The following is a 17,216-nucleotide window of genomic DNA, read 5'->3' on the forward strand; positions in this document are numbered from 1 at the left end:
ACTTACCGGGCTCATCCGTGCCGACGATTGATTTGCAGCCCGATATAACCGTCAGAAGAGGTCAGTAAGCGCCGGCCCTAGTTTCCATAATCTCTGTCGATTAGAGTAAGACGACATATTTGGTCGCTTTACGATCGTGTTCCGACGAGACAGGGAATCCTTTGATGTCAAACACCGCCGTCCGTTATCTCACCATGCTCCGTATGGTGCCGCGCCACCCCAGATCCATAACTACGACGGAGCTGGCAGAGCGGCTTGAAGAACATGATTTCAGCGTGACCATGCGGTCGATCCAACGGGATCTGGAAAAGCTGAGTGTGGATTTCCCACTGACCGTCGATGAAGGCTCTCGACCCTATCGTTGGTCGTTTGATCGCAATGCCACTATGGACATCATTCCGGCGCTGGATTTACCGGCAGCGCTCACCTTCGAATTGGCCAGGGCGTACCTATCGCCGATGCTGCCACCAAGAACTCTGTCGCACCTGAGACCCCATTTCGCAGAAGCGCACCGCACACTGCTGAGAGAAAAGAATCCTCTAGGCCAGTGGCCAAACCGGGTTCGAGTTATCAACAGAGGGCTAGGAGGTCAGCGCCCTGCTATAGACGCCGACGTGCTCGAAATAGTTACAGAAGCGCTGCTTTGCGAATATCGATGCAAACTCACGTACCAGGCCCGTAACTGGCCGGAGCCGGAGAAAATTGTCGTGCACCCCTTTGGGCTGATCTTTCGGGATCCTAACGTTTACCTGATTGGCACAATCGAGGGTAGGGAAGGCATCCGCCAGTTGGTCCTCCACCGTGCGACCACTGGGGAGTTGTCGGAAGAGCCGTTAGAGCGGCCGGAAGATTTCGATCTGGATTTGTACATTCGCTCTGGCGCGATGGGCATTCTGCGATCAAACGAGCCTGTTTACCTGAAACTCCGATGTGATAAGCCGGCTCTGAACCATCTTATCGAGTCGCCCTTAGGCTTTGATCAGATCACCACAGAGATCAATGACACAACCTTTGAGATTGCCGTGACTGTGGGCGATACCCAAGACCTGCGTTGGTGGCTGACTGCTCAAGCCGTGCACCTTGATATTTTGGAACCCGATTGGTTGAAAGAAGAAACGGCAAGGACCTTGGAGAGTGGGCTGCAGAGGATTTGTTCCAAGGTTTAATCGTTAATTTATGGGGAGCGCAGAATGAGTCGTTATCTATCCAGGCGGGCCATCGTTGTATTGGAATCGCCATGGGAACTGGATGAAACAGATTCAAACCGAACCAGTGTCCTTCCTTTCGTGGAAGGAATTGGCAAGTTGACTGGTGATACAGCCGTCCATTATGCAAATTTTTACGACAATGGCTTTGTGCAGTGAACAAACCGAGGGCACGTCAATGACAAGACAAGATCTGTTCAGGAAAGTTGGCAGAGCGCCTATCGGGTCGAGCTCAGGCAACTGCCAGATAAGGGGAGCTTGCTGCTCAATCGTATCTCAGTGTCCACCCTTTCATCAGAGCTCAAAGCACTGATAGAAGGACCGTTAGCAATCACAGCCTCACCAGACAGGCCGGGATTGCTTGTGTACTCCGGGCTGAAATGGGACGAGTTACGCCCACAAATTGAAGCGCTGCCCAATTCCAGTCAAGAGGCTAGGCGATTTAAAAGAATTACGCTGGGTAACGTCTTTCCTCTTGATGAATACGAGCCGGTATCTATTCCCCAACCCTTAGCAAAACACGCATTTTTAGGCACATCAGTCATTCTCATCTCTTTTGACGAATACTCTGCCGAGATCTGGGATGAACAACATCTGGTTAATTGGGCGGGCTAGCCAGTTATTCCAAACCCCCTCGCCAAACAGACTATTAACCATAAGCCGACATCATCTGTCGCATCCTCCTTGCATAATAACCATATCAACCAGGAGGGTCTTATGAGCGTACGCTTAACCGCACAACAAGTTTCCAAGGCACTGTTCGACGCCGACCCCATGAACACCTGCTGCCGAGAAAACGATTGCTTCGATGAGTACGACTACGTTGCGGAAGCAGTGACGGAGAGATTAGCTGAGGGATTAAGTCTCGACCAAGCACTGGTCGAAGAAGTCTCGAAGTGTTTTTTTGACGGCGCACACTTCGATGTCAGTAGGCTGACCCTCGCATTCAAACTACTCGGGGAGGAATAGCGATGATCGATAACTTCAAAACCGATTTGGTGATCCGCGCAGCCGCCATGCACCCTGAAGATATCCTAAAGGGTATGGGCTATCCCAAGGCAACCTCCGCCAACCTCGAACGCCTTCAAAACGTGTTGGACAGTGATGAGTTCGGTTTAAACGATGTCGGTTTCGACTTCAAATACAGCAGTGAAGGCTTCCTAAGGGCTTTATGCACGGTTACAGGAATGGAGATGTCGCTGACAGAACAGCGCATAACCCGCGTGAAGAAGCGGTTGGCAGAAGAGAAATCGGCCTTTCAGCCATACCTCTGGGTTGATACCGGGTTCAAACGTAAAAGTCAGCCCCTGTTTGCGCTCGCTGTCTGTGAGCACCAGCGGTACCTGAACTTTCCAAAAGGCGTCTGGCGATTGACCCTCGACGAACAACTGGGCCGCGCCCAGTGTATGGTTCGCGAACATGTCTACGAAACCGGCGCAGACCTTGGAATTTGGGGGAAGATCGAGCAGTATTGGTTCTATTATAAAAAAGACGCAGCCTATCTGTTAGCTCGCAATGGTGAGGTGATAGGTAAGCGTGAAGGGCCAGTCCCCAACCAAGTCACTGGAAGCAAAGCGTTGGGTGTAATTTCATCCACCACCCGCGAAGCGCAACCGTAATCGAAGAAGGATGCAGTATCGATGTACGATCTGATTGGTGATATCCACGGCTACGCCAGTGAACTGAAAGCCCTGTTGATTAAGATGGACTACCAGGAAATCGGTGGCGTTTGGCAGCACCCTGAGCGCAAGGTTATCTTCCTCGGTGACTTCGTAGATCGCGGGCCAGAACAAGTTGAAACCGTTCGGATTGCTCGGAGCATGGTTGAAAGTGGCAACGCTCTCGCCGTGATGGGAAATCATGAATTCAATGCTGTTGCCTGGTCTACAATAGATCCGAACAAGCCCAACGAATTCCTTCGCCCCCATAGCGACAAGAATTTGAAACAGCATCGCGAGTTTCTGGCGCAGGTCGGCGAAAACAGCGACCTGCATCGAGAGATGATTAAGTGGTTTAAAACCTTGCCCCTATTTCTTGAAATGGACACCTTTCGTGTGGTCCATGCTTGCTGGCATCCAAGCCATCTTCAAACCCTGTCCAATTTTACGGATGACGATAACCGGATTCGTCCCGAGGCATGGGTTCAGTTGACTGATGAGGAAAACGAAGGCTTTGAGGCCTTAGAAACGGTTTTGAAGGGTCTGGAAATTTCCTTACCTAGTGGGTATCAGTTTCGTGACAAAGACAACCACCCGCGTACCAACATTCGTACCCAGTGGTGGGATCTGGATGGCATAACCTATCGAGACCTTGCGATGGTGCCTGTGGAGGTCATTCATCAAATCCCCCATAAGCCCATCCCAGATGATGTCTTGCCCGGCTATGACGGCGAAAAACCGGTGTTCGTTGGTCACTATTGGATGAGGGGTGAACCAGCACCGCTGAACGAACATGTCGCCTGTCTCGATTACAGCGTGGTGGACGCTGACGGTGGAAAGCTGTGCGCTTACAGGCATGATGGCACAAAGTATTTGGATAACCACAGATACTGCTGGGTCAGTCGAAGTTAGACACAGCGATCGAGGGAATTGGATGGGCAGACTATCGGATCTGAGTTTGGCGGTAGAACAACTTCGCGAGTTGGAAAGGACCAAAATGCTGCTGCTGGAAAATCAGTGGGCGCGAGAGCGGGAAGTAGAAAATCTGAAAGCGACGGTCGCGGATTATCGTCACCAAATCGACAGTGCGAAATCCGATATCCTGACTACAGTTTCTGACATGCGTTTGAACCGCCGTGAACCGCCGCCTCCGATGACAGAGGAGTTGTACGATTCGGTAACAGACTGGATAGAGCGTGCAAGAGCAATCCGAAAAGCGAGCAAACTGGCGTATCTCGACGGCAGCGATCTGGATGTTCCCGATGTGGATATCCCCGAAGATGAACTAAATCTACGGCCATGTTATCCCTGTAAAGTTCATAAGGTGGTTCAGGAAGTATTGAGCGAGATGCGTCCGGAATACCGAGATGTTTTAAGAGTCAGATTTTGCCTGCGAAGCAACGAACGTTACAGCTTTACGCCTGGGTTTATTCCCTATCAGTGGTATGTCGCGCAGCAACTGGGTGTCAGTCAAACCACGGTTAGCAGGTTGTTGAAGCGAGCTATCAGGTCATTGCGTCATCCGTACAGAAGTGGCCGTCTGATTGAGCTTGTCGGTGAGTTTGATGTGAATAACGTGCAGTGCCCCGCCGAATATATGATCGTCAAGGTTGTTGGCCTAAGAATGTAGTAAACAATCAGCCAGGGAGACTAAGGCATATGAATAATCTGATCCATCTCGCCACAGCCGAGCTGGCGACTTTTTTAGCGGTCGCTTTGCCGAAACTCTCTGATGATTGGTGGAACAGACAAGTTGTCGATAGGCTCAGTTTTCAACAGCAGAGAATGGTTATTGAACGAAATCTTAATGGGCTCGATTCACTGGATTTTGCAGCGTTATTAAGGACTTTGGATCAGAACTGGTTCGAGCTATCACAAGATTTAAAGCTTCCCCGTGAAGGCCGAAACTGGTTAAAAGAGCTACAAACCGTTCGAAATAAATGGGCACATCTATCCGCCCAGACAATCGATGCCAGTGAGATCTATCGCGACGCAGATACACTTGGCCTGTTTCTCACGATGGTCAACGCCAGTGAGTCCACAATTAAAGCGGTTGAAGCTGCGAAAGCCGAGGCTTTAGCATACATGGCGGCTGAACAAGGTATCGCGCCCGGCCAAAGTGGCGATTCTGAATTCGCTACCGGGACGGAAGGCACGGCGCACGGTGAACCGGATCTTATAAAAGGGCCCTCCGAAGGAGAGTCAAACTTCCGGGTAGGGGAGTTGGTGGAGCTTCGCTCGGATTCGTCGGTCGTAGTGGCAATTATTGAGGTGTTAACGGGCGGCTCTGAGTGCCGCTATGTAGTTTTTCAAAACAACAAAAAAATGACGTACTACGAAAGCCAGCTGCAATCATGTAATGATGTTCAGCCTCTGCGGCCAACATTGAGTGTTACTGGACTGCATGCGTACCTGACAAGCTTGCAATTGCTTTCTCCGTCCACCGCCAATCTTTATTCTCTCAGGTCTGGCCGCATAAAGTTTGTACCTTACCAGTACCGTCCAGTGTTGAAGCTGATCCGTGCTGACCGGCCTCGCCTATTAATTGCGGACGAAGTGGGTGTGGGTAAAACGATAGAGGCAGGCTTGATTATCAAAGAGCTCCGTGCACGGATGGATATTTCATCGGTGCTCATCATCTGCCCAAAGGCGCTGGTAGCTGAACGGAAATGGTTTGTGGAAATGAAGCGCTTTGATGAAAGCTTTACCGCACTCGATGGGTCATTGCTTCGGCATTGTTTGCAGGAAACGAACCTTGATGGTGATTGGCCAGACCAGTATTCAAAAGCTATCGTTCCATTTTCTCTGTTCGATTCAAGCCTTCTATTTGGCAAAGAAGGCAAAGAAGGCAAAGGGAGGCGAAACACAGAGGGACTGCTTGCTTTGGATTCACCTCCGAAATTTGATCTTGTCATCGTCGATGAGGCACATCATATCCGCAACGCGGATACGTACCTGCATCAAGCGGTGCGTTATTTTTGTGATAATGCTCAAGCTGCCATCTTTCTCACTGCCACGCCAGTACAATTGGGAAGTGAGGATCTTTTTACGCTTCTAAATGCATTGCGCCCGGATCTTGTAATCGACCACGCCAGTTTCCAACAAATGGCAGAACCTAATAAGCCTATCAATCAAGCAGTACAGTCGTGCCGTTTCGCGAAGCCATATTGGCAAAATGAAGCCCAGGCTTTTCTGGATAAAGCTGCAGAAACCTCTTGGGGCCGCCTTTTCCTGCGCGAATCACCGGCGTTTCAGCGTGTATACGATGAATTGGGTGAGCCATCGCTATGTGATACGGCACGAGTCGGAGTGATCCGGGCTCTTGAAGAGCTTTATACCTTTAGTTCGATGATTAACCGAACGCGGCGCAGAGATATCGGTGAATTCACCACCAGGAAGCCTGAAACGGTGACGGTTCCTTTTACTGCAGAGCAGCGAGCTCTCCACGACGAACTCCTCAGCGTCATCGGCCGAATTTTTACTCATTCTCATGGTTCTCAGAACGTTAAATTCATGATGACAACGGTTCGGAGGCAGGCTGCCAGCTGCATTTACGGTCTTGCACCACTTCTAAGAGATACTCTCACCGGAAAACTCGACAGCCTGGAGTTAATGGAGGTCGGAGATTCAGACATAGAAATAGATCTCAAATTTGTCGCAGGGGTCCGTAATGAAATTACAGAGCTCTTGTCTCACGCTGAAAATCTTGATCGGTTCGACCCAAAGGTCGAGGCTTTTATCCGGGTTTTGAACGATAAGAGCCAAATGATCAATAACAAGTCATTGGTATTCACGACTTTCCGACACACCCTAGCCTATCTGGCGGATTATGTCACAGCAGCTGGCCTGCGCTTTGGCCTTGTTCATGGAGGCGTGCGGGATGACGAACGCGCTGCTCTCCGTCATCGTTTTGCATTGCCCAAAGATGATCCTCAGACGCTGGATATCCTTCTCTCTTCAGAAGTTGGCTGTGAAGGTCTCGATTTTCAGTTTTGCGACCTGCTGATTAATTATGATCTTCCCTGGAACCCCATGCGGGTAGAGCAGCGGATAGGAAGGATTGACCGCTATGGGCAGCAGAGCGAGACAGTGGCCATCGTTAACATGGTGACACCAGGCACAGTCGATGCTGATATTTATGAGCGTTGTTTACTGCGTATTGGAGTGTTTCAGCATGCGGTTGGTGGTAGCGAAGAGATTCTTGGAGAAATTACCCAGGAGATCCACAATATCGCAGAAAGTTTCACGCTATCGGAGCAAGAACGTGAAGAGCGCCTGAAGCAGCTCGGTGATAACAGCATACGTCAGGTACAGGAAGAGCAGTTACTCGAAGAGAAACAGGCGGAACTATTCGGGCTGACTGTCCCAGTTCAATCCTGGCAAGAGGAGATTGAGGCAGCTGAAACATATTGGTTGTCGTCAGAGGCGCTATTAGCCTGTGTCAAAGCTTATCTTAGTTCGCGGGCTCAGACCGATGGTGAATTTCTCCTCGGCGATAAGCCGCTTAAAACATTGCGGCTTAACCATGAAATCAGAGCACGCCTACTTGAGGACTTCAAACAACTTCCTCGATCTTCTGACCCCTTATTTAGACAATGGGAAAAGTGGCTTAAAGGGGCTGACCCCATGTTATCCGTTACGTTCGATCAGGAAACTGCCGCCTCCAATCCAGATGTGATCCATCTGGGCGTATTGCATCCTCTGGTTCGTCAAGCGGCCTTGCATCAGGAGCACAGTGATGTCGTTAAGGTCAGTCTCCATGCCAATAGTGAAACTATCAGTCCAGGTCGGTACCCATTCGCTTTGTACCACTGGCGCAAAGTCGGAGTGAAAAATGACGATGAGTTGGTTGCGGTGGCCAATGACGACATCGTGCAAAGCTCACTGCTGTCATTACTCATTAACGCTCATGATGCTGCGTCAGAGGCGGGTGTCGACGATGGGATGGAAGCTGAACTCGATCAAAGTCACCATATCAAGTGGAGAGCAGCGCGTGCTAATCATGTTGGGGAGAACCATGAGTTGGTAAAGCACCGTCAGCAAAGCTTGAGTGTCAGCCATCAGGCCCGGCGGAACCTTCTGGAGGACCAACTACGGCAGGCTACCAATCAGCGAATTACTCGCATGAAAGAGTCCGAGTTAGGGCGTGCAATACATGACTACGAACGGCGTATGAGAGAGCTTGAAGACGCCTCGAATAGTGCAGACATCCACGCAAATCCACTTGTGGTTGGTGTGCTAACTGTAACTAAAGGGCTCCAGGAATGAACCCCATCAGGAAGGTTAAGGAATATAACCAGGATCTTGCCCGGACGCTCAAAAAGCATACCGGCATTCGGAAAATCGTCGAGGAGTTGTATCCCGACAGCGCCCATTTTATTTATGAACTGCTGCAAAATGCAGAGGACACAGGCGCGACCAAAACCAAATTCGCCCTCTCAAGAGAGGCTCTTGTTTTTGAACACAATGGACGCCCATTTCAGAAGCAGGATCTCTACGCCATAACTGACATTGGTGAGGGAACCAAAACTGATGACGAGGATAAAATTGGCCGCTTTGGCGTAGGTTTTAAAGCGGTGTTTGCCTACACCGAAACACCTAGAATCTGGTCGCCGACGTTTTCGTTTCAAATAACAGAACTTGTTTTACCGGAAGAGTTAGCAGCAGATTCGACCATTGGTCAGAACACTCGCTTCGAATTTCCTTTTAATAATCCTAAAATGTCGCCGGCAGATGCTTACTCAGAAATATCTTCGGGTCTTAATCAGATTGCCTCAACCACATTACTATTTCTCTCCAATATACGCTCGATCACCTGGGTCGTAGAAAGAGGCAGTGAAAGTGAGGTTCAACGCCTGGAGCACTCGGATCACCACGTTGAGACCCGAAAAATAAATGGGGGGAGGGTAAAGCAAAACTCCTATTTTCTCCGCTTTACTCAACCAGTAATCGGGCTAGAAAGGCAGAATATTGCGATTGCTTATCCGTTGGATTTGCAGCCGGGAACGGAAAACTATGTTAATTCTAAACCTTTGTCCAAGCAGTTCCAAATCGCCCCAGCGTCCCCCGGCCAGGTCTTCGTATTCTTTGCCGCTGAGAAAGAGTTTTCAGGACTGCGGTTTCATTTGCATGCCCCGTTTGTTCCGGAATTAAGCCGCGCCAGCATCAAAGAAACGCCCGCCAATGAGCCGCTTTATGACCAGTTGGCGGAGTTGGTCGTCGGCTCTTTGTTTACGATAAAAGAACATGGGTTGTTGAATACTGACTTTTTGGCGGTGCTTCCAAATCCAAAAGACAATGTGGCGTCGCGCTACAGTGTGATTTTCGACTCGATAATTGAGGCAATGAATGAGCAACCGTTAACGCCCACATACGCTAAAAATCATGCGGCCGCTAAGTCTCTTTTGCAGGCTAAAGCAGCTCTAAAGTCGCTTTTGTCGCCGGAAGATCTTAAATTTCTTCTCCCTGATCATCAAGCACCGCTGGGCTGGGCGGTGGGTGCTCAACAAAAAAATAGTGACATCGATCGGTTCCTATCCGGACTGGATATCCAGGACTTCGATATAGAGCAGTTTGTGGGAGTGCTGGAGTCAGGTCTCGATAAAATGAGTACATTCGATCCCGCAATATGTGAGTTTAAAGTAGATCCTGCTTTTACAGTTTGGCTTGAACATAAGCCATTGGAATGGCACCAGAAGCTGTACGCGCTGCTATATCGTGAACTTGAGCCTGAAGATGAGCTTGATCGAGTCGCAGGACTTTGTCTTGCGCGTATTTCTACCGGAGAATATCTGGTAGGCGATGAGGCGTATTTTCCAACCGATAGTATTACTGATGATCCGCTTCTGCCCCGTGTGGCGATAGAAACTTATACTTCAGGGAAAAATAAAAAAGAGCAGGAGAGTGCGAGGCAATTACTTGAGGCGATTGGCGTTCGAGAAGTTGGGGAAGCAGAGCAAGTCAGAGTTATCCTCGAACAACGTTATTCCGAAGAAGCGGATTTGCCAGATCCTCTAACACACGAGGCCGACCTGAAGCGGTTTGTCGCTCTGGTGGAGGAGGAGCCGAGTTGTGCAGAACTTTTCAAAGATTACTGGATCTTCGAGCGTAAAGATGGAAAGTGGGGGCAACCCGAGCAGACTTATCTTGATTCTCCATTTCTTTATACAGGTCTCTCGGGGTATTACGATGCGTTTGGCGACAATTCCAAGCGAGAGGCGCTGGCAAGCCGGTATTTGAATCTCGGATTGTCAAAAAAGCGAGTAGCTGATTTTGCGGCGCACGTTGGGGCTTGTACAGAACTTGAAATATCTGAAAAGTCCTGCCGGTCGAATCCGAATTTTAGCTATTTGAGAGCAGTTCCAGGTGAGCGACATACGTCTCCGATGGATCGGGACTATGTTATTGAAGGACTGGATCGCCTATTGGTGGCTCCAAACCTAGAGCTAGCTCATCTCATCTGGAACATGGCTTTGAAGAGTTTTAAGAATCAACATCTCCACGCTACATATCGAAAAAACCAAGCAAATGGTCCCAGGTTTGCAGACTCCCAAATCGTTCATCAATTACGGAACGGTAATTGGGTTCCTCAAAGTAATGGAAGTTTTGTCCGGCCTTCAGAAGCAGTGAGTACGTTGCTGCCCGAGGGCTTTTCGTTTGACCCGGGCTGGAATTGGATAAAGGCTATTCGCTTTGGAGAAGATGCAGCAAAACAAGTACAAAACACTGAGCGCAAACGAGAAGTGGCCAGGGTGCTTGGTATCGAGGATGAGGACGCTCTCAACGACGCTACATGGTTCGCCAAACTCAGTCCAGCGGAACGGCAGTATTTCAAGGAAGCTCATGAGCGGCAACTGACCGATGAGTTGCCAGAACAAAAGCCGAGCAATCCGGAACGACGAGCTGCCAGAACCTTGGATCAAGCCAGAGATGCGCCAGAGCGTGTGATGGAAATGCGTGCACGCTCGGTATCCGTAAGCCGTGACATGGTAAAAAAGGACACAAAACCTTATCTGCGCCACCAATATACGAACAGCGACGGCGTAATGATCTGTCAGGTTTGCAAGCAGGCATTGCCATTCAAACTTGGCGATGGGAGTTTTTACTTCGAAGCGGTTCAGTTTCTACCTGAGCTACGAAAACAGCACTATCAGAATTATCTTTCTTTGTGTCCGAACCATGCCGCCATGTTCGAGTACGTCAACGGCGCTTCAGACCTCTTAAAAGACATGGTGTTGGGCCTGGAAGATAACGAGCTGGAATTGGTTCTAGCCGACGAGAACGTAACGGCTTATTTCACGAAAACACATATCGCAGATCTTCACGCCATCATCGCAGCTAATGATAAGCAGGATTAGCAGAAAATCGGCATGCACTAAAGTTTTTCCAGGAGCAATACTTAATGAGTCCGTCTGTACCCAGGGTAGGAATGTTGGCAACTGTTCGAAATAGACGAGGCATCATCTCCTCGGTGGAACCTCATGAAGAACCTGGCACTTCAAGACTGCTTCATCTTGTAAACGTAGAGTTCAGTGATTCTGACGGCGATGCAGAGGAATCTATTCTCTGGGAGCGCGAGCAAGGTCCGGTCGTCCTGGAACCTAATGCTTTACCTCGAATCGACGTAGATCCACCGATGAAGATGGATGAGTTTTTAGCTCTTCAGCGTTCGACCCGTTGGAGCGCATTAACGCCGTTCCTATCAGCAAAGAACTTCGCGCAACGCTCTGATCCTGTGCCGACTGCGCCTGTATACGGTGCAGTCAGTGCCGATGATTTCCAGCTTGTCCCTCTTGCCCGCGCCATGCGAATGCCGCGAGTCTCATTGCTACTGGCGGACGATGTTGGTCTGGGTAAGACGATTGAGGCAGGCCTGATACTGGCGGAACTTATCCGGAAGCGGCGCATTCGCCGAGTGTTGGTCATTACACCTGCATCGCTGAGGACTCAGTGGCAGCAGGAAATGGAAGAAAAATTCTCACTCGGTTTCGACATTGTTGATAAAGCAGCAACGCACAAACTTCAGAAAGAAAGGGGTTTGGATACCAACCCTTGGCGAGTGCTCCCGCGGATTATTACTTCCTATCACTACCTCCGGCAGCCTGACGTTCTGGAACAGTTTATTGCTAATTGTCGCTCAGCACAGGAGCGTGGAGGTGGCGCGCAGCTTCCCTGGGATCTGCTGATTGTGGATGAAGCTCATAACCTCATGCCTTCAAACTTTGGTGAAAATAGCGACTTAGCCAACATGCTGAGCCTGATTTCACCCTGGTTTGAGCACCGGCTATTCCTGACGGCTACACCCCATAACGGCCACACTCGCTGTTTCTCGGGTCTACTGGAGCAGCTCGACCCTGTTCGCTTTACCCAGACGCCGAACTTCACAGAAAAAGAACGGCAGATGATCAACCAGGTCCTCATTCGCCGGCTTAAAAGTGAGATCAATGAGCAAGACAAGGAGTCTGGCAATGTCCCTCGCTTTGCGAAGCGCCACCTGGAACCCCTACCGTTATATATGCTCCGTGCGGAGAAAGATCTGGCTCAGGCTGTCAGGCGTTTTTGCAACGGACTGAAAGGGATGATCCGAACAACGCCAGAAGCGAGGACGGTACTGAACTTCGCGATTGAAATATTGCGGAAGCGACTGCTTTCCAGTCCGGTCACGTTTGCCGATAGCTGGTTGAGATTTAAAGAAGGTCTGGCCGAAACGGAGGAGCTTAAGGCTGCGGAAGTTTTGGCAGCCAGGCGAGCTAGCGAAGAAGACATTGACGATGATCAGGAACGGGAAAGCCGTGGTCGACACGCCGTTCACGTTGTCGGCGGCTGGATGCACCCGTTCGTAGACGCATTGAGCACCGAAATAGAAGCAGTCGATCAGGCGCTAGACGCGCTTGGACTCAATCAACAGCCCGTTGTCTCAGTAACGCCTGTTTTCGATGCGCGTATTGATCGGCTAATTGAGCTGATCAACAAAGAACTTCGCAACGCCGATCAATGGAAAGACGACGAACGGCTGATCATTTTCACGGAGTACAAGACGACCCTCGATTACTTGGTCAATCGTCTCAAGGGCGAATATGGTGCAGACGACGGGGTTGTCATTGAGCTGTTTGGTGGCATGAACGACGAAGAGCGGGAGAAGGTCAAGCTGGCGTTCAACGATGCCGCTTCATCGGCACGCATTCTGGTTGCAACCGATGCCGCATCGGAAGGTTTAAACCTGCAGCACACCGCACGGTTGCTGATGCACTACGAAATCCCCTGGAACCCTTCCCGACTGGAGCAACGAAATGGCCGCATAGACCGACATGGCCAGGCGAGGGATGTCACCATATACCACTTTGCCAGTGACGATGACTCGGATCTCAACTTCGTCGCCAGGGTTATCGCCAAGGTGAACGATATCCGGGAGGATTTGGGCTCAGTAGGTGAAATTTTTGATGCAGCTTTCCAGCGACGGATGATGGAACTCAACGAAGACACCGACGTTTTGGCAGACTTGGATCGGCAAATTGCGAGCCGCAAAGGGGCAACGGATGATGCTCAGGTTGTCACCGAAGAGCGCGGTATCGAGGAAAAGCAGCAGTTGCAAGAACTGCTGTCAGATCTCGACCTGACACCAGACACGCTTAAGTCAACGCTGGAAATTGCCATGGGGCTGGGCGCCAGCAGAGAGGTTCTCGATGGGCCAGATGCCAAAGGCAGGGTGCGGCTAAAGCCACCTTTGCCAGCTCGTTGGCAAGCCATTGTGGACGATAATCTGCGATTGCCGGGTGTTAAGGGCGTTGCGGGTTCAATGCCCTGGTTGGTCTTCGATAATCAGTATTTCATCGATACCGTTAACGGAAGACCCGTATTCCGGCCGTCACCGGATACCGTGTTGCTCCATCTCGGACACCCTCTGTTACGGCATACCCTGAACGCCTTTGCTCGACTGCGTTTTCCTGGAAGCCAAACGGACACTCGACCGCCCAGCCGGTGGGTGGTAACCCAGGGGCAAGTTCCTGAGGGTGCCAAGGCGCTGATACTGCTTACTGTTGAAGAAATGGCGATTAACGACCTGCGGGAAACCTTTCATCACTGGACACGAACCCTTGCTCTGCCGGTGTTCAGTGACTCAATTGAACAGCCTCTGCCTTACTGCGGCCCTCATCATGCCCCGAAGCCAGGTGCGGTGAGCATCGATTGTGTAGAGGAAGCGCGCGACATCTGGGATGAAGTTGAAGATGAAGTTAGAGACTTTATCGGTCAATTTCGACAAACAATTACCCAAACACTGACCCAGGAGCTGGCGGAAGCCCAGTCGGAAGCGCATCAACGCGAAAAGGAAGCGTTTGAGCGCCGCATCAACGAGATAGCTGCGCTTCAGCGCAACCAGAGTATCGAAAAACTTCGACGGGAGATCGAGGAGAAACGCGCATCTGCCCGGCAGTTTGACCTGCTGGAGGATGCTGACGAGCGCGCCGAACGAGAATTGCGGGATCTGGAAGACGAACTCAAGCGACGTCAGGGCCACTTTGGAGATTTACTTGAGCGCCTCAAGTCTGAGAAACAGCGGATTATCGAGCAAGTGATCCCACATCGTTTCAGCCTCCATGGAGAAGCACAGGTATTCCCGGTAACTATTGAAATCCGTCTGCCGGAGGTAAAGGCATGAATCTGCATAATGAAGGCTGGTCGTCCCTAAACCATGGGGGCCTTCTGATTTCCGCCGGAAAACTGTCTGAATACTTCCCCGAAACACTGCCTGATCTGAACTACTGGCAAGCAGAACAGCTCCGCCGGGCAGTAACCGCTTTCGATGGCACCAACAGCGGCCTCGCTCCACTACTGGATTATGTTCTTCAGAGTTTTAGCGGAATTCCTGAAGCCGAGTGGCAGAAAGCTCAAGCGGTTGAAAGCCACTGGAGCCTGCGGAGTTTTACCGGCGTCAATGTTAAACCACGGCGTATCTGGCAAGGGCCGAATGGCGAAATTCTGCCTGTGTTCGTGCCGGAAGAAGGGGCTTCTCGCCAATTCAGTGGCCGTTTGGGCGTCGGTCGCTCCCGGCAATTATTGAGCCGTGTAACAGAGTGGTTACGGCGGCAGAAGCAGCCCCTAGCACTGGTTACGAACGGACGCCAATGGCGGCTGATTCATGCTGGCCCTGATTATGAATCCTGGTGTGAGTGGGATATTGAACTCTGGTTTCAGGAAGGCGAGCCGGCCGCCCAGACCCTGGCATGGCGGGCACTGATTAACCGCGATGCATTGCTCAGCCCCGATAGCCAGAGCAGTCTGTTGATGAAAGCGGTCAGCGAATCTCGCAAGGGGCAGGCCGAGCTCTCCTCCATTTTGGGCGAGCGGGTTCGTCAGGCTGTGGAACAGTTGATTACGGCATCTCAAGCCACCATTGAGCAGTCTCAGGGCGGGCAGCATAGGCTTGATTACAACGACCTTTATGTGGCCGGTTCACGTATCGTGATGCGCTGCATTATCACGTTGTTTGCCGAAGCCCGTGGGTTATTGCCAGTGGACAACCCTGTCTATCAGCAGGCCTACAGCCTTGAGGGACTGCGCCAACAACTGGACCGTCGTTCCGGTGGCCGGGGCAGCGATCGTTTGAGTCATGGGCGCAGCGCTTGGCCAAGGCTCATCGGCTTGTTTAACCTCATTTATCACGGCTCTGCACACCAAGCCATTCCAGTACCTCACTATGGTGGGGCACTGTTTGAACCTGGCAACGCCGAAAGCGATGACCCAATTACCAGAGCATTGGCCATTCTGGAAAGTCCGGACAACCTCATCAGTGACCAGCAAGTACTGAATATGCTGCGGTTGTTAACGCGGACTCGCCTGAAAATTCGCCAAGGTAGACGCAACACCTGGGTAGACGGTCCAGTCGACTTCTCTGCCTTGTCTTCGGAGTACATCGGCATCCTCTACGAGGGGCTGCTGGACTTTGAGCTCAAGCAAGCCGCTGCCGACGATCCAGTCATTTTCCTTGGAGTAGGCAATCAACCGGCTTTGGCCCTGTCGCAATTGGAAGCGATGGATGACAAAACAATCAAGCAGTTGTTTGAAGCGCTAAAAAAGAAGGAAAAGTCCGGTGCCGATGAAGGTGAGGAAGAAGATTCACCCGTTGATGCGGATGAAGAATTAGAAGACGAAGGCAGTGATGATGCTGATGGCGACGCTGAGGGAACTCTCGAAGAAGATGAGGTACCGGCAGAAGTCGAACAAGTCGAGCCAGCACTGACCGAAGACCACTTGGCGCGAGCACAGGACTGGTTGGAAAAAGCAGCCGTTATGGCTGGCTTAGTGAAAAAGCCGCGCGGCCGAGCGGCAAGCCAGGGAATTGATCCTGATGAGCTGCGAAAAGCGGCTAAACAACTGTGTGCAAAAATGATTGCGCCGGGCCAGTTTTACCTGGTTCGGTGGGGCGGCACCCGGAAAGGAGCCGGCACTTTCTATACCCGACCGCAGCTTGCGGCACCCACTGTTCGGCGCACCTTGCAGCCACTGACCTACGACGGGGTACAAACAGAAATTGACAGTCGCACCGGGCTGGAGGAAGTAAAGCAGTGGGCGCCGAAAAATCCTGAGCAGATACTGTCTCTTAAAGTCTGTGATCCGGCCATGGGTTCCGGTTCCTTTCTCGTGGGTGCTTTGCGCTATCTTACCGATGCACTAGTGGAGTCCCTGTTTCATCATGAGTACATCCGCCCCGCAGATGAAACCGGTGAAGCGACCTTGGATGAGGAAAAGATTTCCAGCCTGCTGAGTGATGAACTGTTAAAGCTGAAACCCGGCCACGAAGGCTTCGAAGAAGCCCTCAAGGCGCAATTAAAGCGGCACATCGTTGAGCGCTGTCTGTATGGCGTAGACCTAGACCCGCTGGCGGTTGAGCTGGGGCGTATGGCGCTCTGGGTAGAAACCATGGATCGCGACCTGCCATTTGGCTTCCTCGATCACAAACTGAAAGCGGGTAATGCCCTGGTCGGCGCCTGGTTCGACACCTATCGGGAGTACCCGGCCATGGCTTGGCAGCGTGAAGGTGGCGATAAGGATTACCAAAAAAACAATCCTGGTAACTTGATTAACCATTACTACGTCAAAACCCACACGACTGGCAAAAAGAAAGGTCAGCAGGAAACCAAAGGCGACGTGTTTAACGACACCATCAAGGAACGTAGCAAAGCCGTTCCGGATCAGCTGATCGCCATTATCAGTGGGCAGGCTGACATGGACGAAAAGCTTCCGGCGGCCGATGTACATGACGAACTCTTTAAAGTATTGTAACCGTCCGGCCAACCCATCTTGAGCGTGATGTCGAAGCCTTCAAGATAGTGTCCACTTATTCTTTAGTGGACAC

11 protein-coding genes are annotated in these 17,216 nt (G+C 51.1%); all 11 read left to right on the forward strand.

Annotated elements, in window-relative coordinates; genetic code table 11:
- Window positions 1-164 precede the first annotated feature (164 nt).
- The 11 genes from ACN0RL_RS17300 (at window position 165) to ACN0RL_RS17350 (ending at window position 17,143) form a co-directional block, all read left to right on the forward strand.
- A complete protein-coding gene (locus ACN0RL_RS17300) occupies window positions 165-1,166 on the forward strand; it encodes a helix-turn-helix transcriptional regulator (protein ID WP_417519092.1) in 1,002 nt (333 codons plus the stop codon).
- 24 nt (window positions 1,167-1,190) lie between these two features.
- Window positions 1,191-1,364 carry a hypothetical protein gene (locus ACN0RL_RS17305; RefSeq protein ID WP_417519094.1) on the forward strand — a complete coding sequence of 58 codons (174 nt, stop codon included), beginning with the start codon at window positions 1,191-1,193 and terminating at the stop codon, window positions 1,362-1,364.
- A 99-nt stretch (window positions 1,365-1,463) separates the two neighbouring features.
- Entirely contained in the window at window positions 1,464-1,820 is a 357-nt protein-coding gene (locus ACN0RL_RS17310) for a hypothetical protein (RefSeq protein WP_417519096.1), read from the forward strand.
- Between the two features lie 102 nt (window positions 1,821-1,922).
- Entirely contained in the window at window positions 1,923-2,174 is a 252-nt protein-coding gene (locus ACN0RL_RS17315; protein WP_417519097.1) for a hypothetical protein, read from the forward strand.
- A gap of 2 nt (window positions 2,175-2,176) precedes the next feature.
- A complete protein-coding gene (locus ACN0RL_RS17320) occupies window positions 2,177-2,824 on the forward strand; it encodes a hypothetical protein (RefSeq protein ID WP_417519099.1) in 648 nt (215 codons plus the stop codon).
- A 21-nt stretch (window positions 2,825-2,845) separates the two neighbouring features.
- Window positions 2,846-3,775, forward strand: a complete 930-nt coding sequence (locus ACN0RL_RS17325) for a metallophosphoesterase (RefSeq protein WP_417519101.1) — start codon at window positions 2,846-2,848, stop codon at window positions 3,773-3,775.
- Between the two features lie 85 nt (window positions 3,776-3,860).
- Window positions 3,861-4,493, forward strand: coding sequence for a sigma factor-like helix-turn-helix DNA-binding protein (locus ACN0RL_RS17330; RefSeq protein WP_417519103.1), 633 nt, complete (start codon window positions 3,861-3,863; stop codon window positions 4,491-4,493).
- 29 nt (window positions 4,494-4,522) lie between these two features.
- The gene (locus tag ACN0RL_RS17335; protein WP_417519105.1) at window positions 4,523-8,131 is read left to right on the forward strand and encodes a DEAD/DEAH box helicase; all 3,609 of its coding nucleotides are present in this window, start codon (window positions 4,523-4,525) and stop codon (window positions 8,129-8,131) included.
- Window positions 8,128-11,220, forward strand: coding sequence for a sacsin N-terminal ATP-binding-like domain-containing protein (locus ACN0RL_RS17340; RefSeq protein ID WP_417519107.1), 3,093 nt, complete (start codon window positions 8,128-8,130; stop codon window positions 11,218-11,220). Before ACN0RL_RS17335 ends, ACN0RL_RS17340 begins: the two co-directional genes overlap by 4 nt.
- 44 nt (window positions 11,221-11,264) lie before the next feature.
- Window positions 11,265-14,519, forward strand: a complete 3,255-nt coding sequence (gene drmD, locus ACN0RL_RS17345) for a DISARM system SNF2-like helicase DrmD (RefSeq protein ID WP_417519109.1) — start codon at window positions 11,265-11,267, stop codon at window positions 14,517-14,519.
- A complete protein-coding gene (locus ACN0RL_RS17350) occupies window positions 14,516-17,143 on the forward strand; it encodes a hypothetical protein (RefSeq protein WP_417519111.1) in 2,628 nt (875 codons plus the stop codon). The genes drmD and ACN0RL_RS17350 overlap by 4 nt, the downstream gene beginning before the upstream one ends.
- Window positions 17,144-17,216: the final 73 nt, after the last annotated feature.

Source organism: Marinobacter sp., assembly GCF_048259445.1.
Taxonomy (GTDB): domain Bacteria; phylum Pseudomonadota; class Gammaproteobacteria; order Pseudomonadales; family Oleiphilaceae; genus Marinobacter.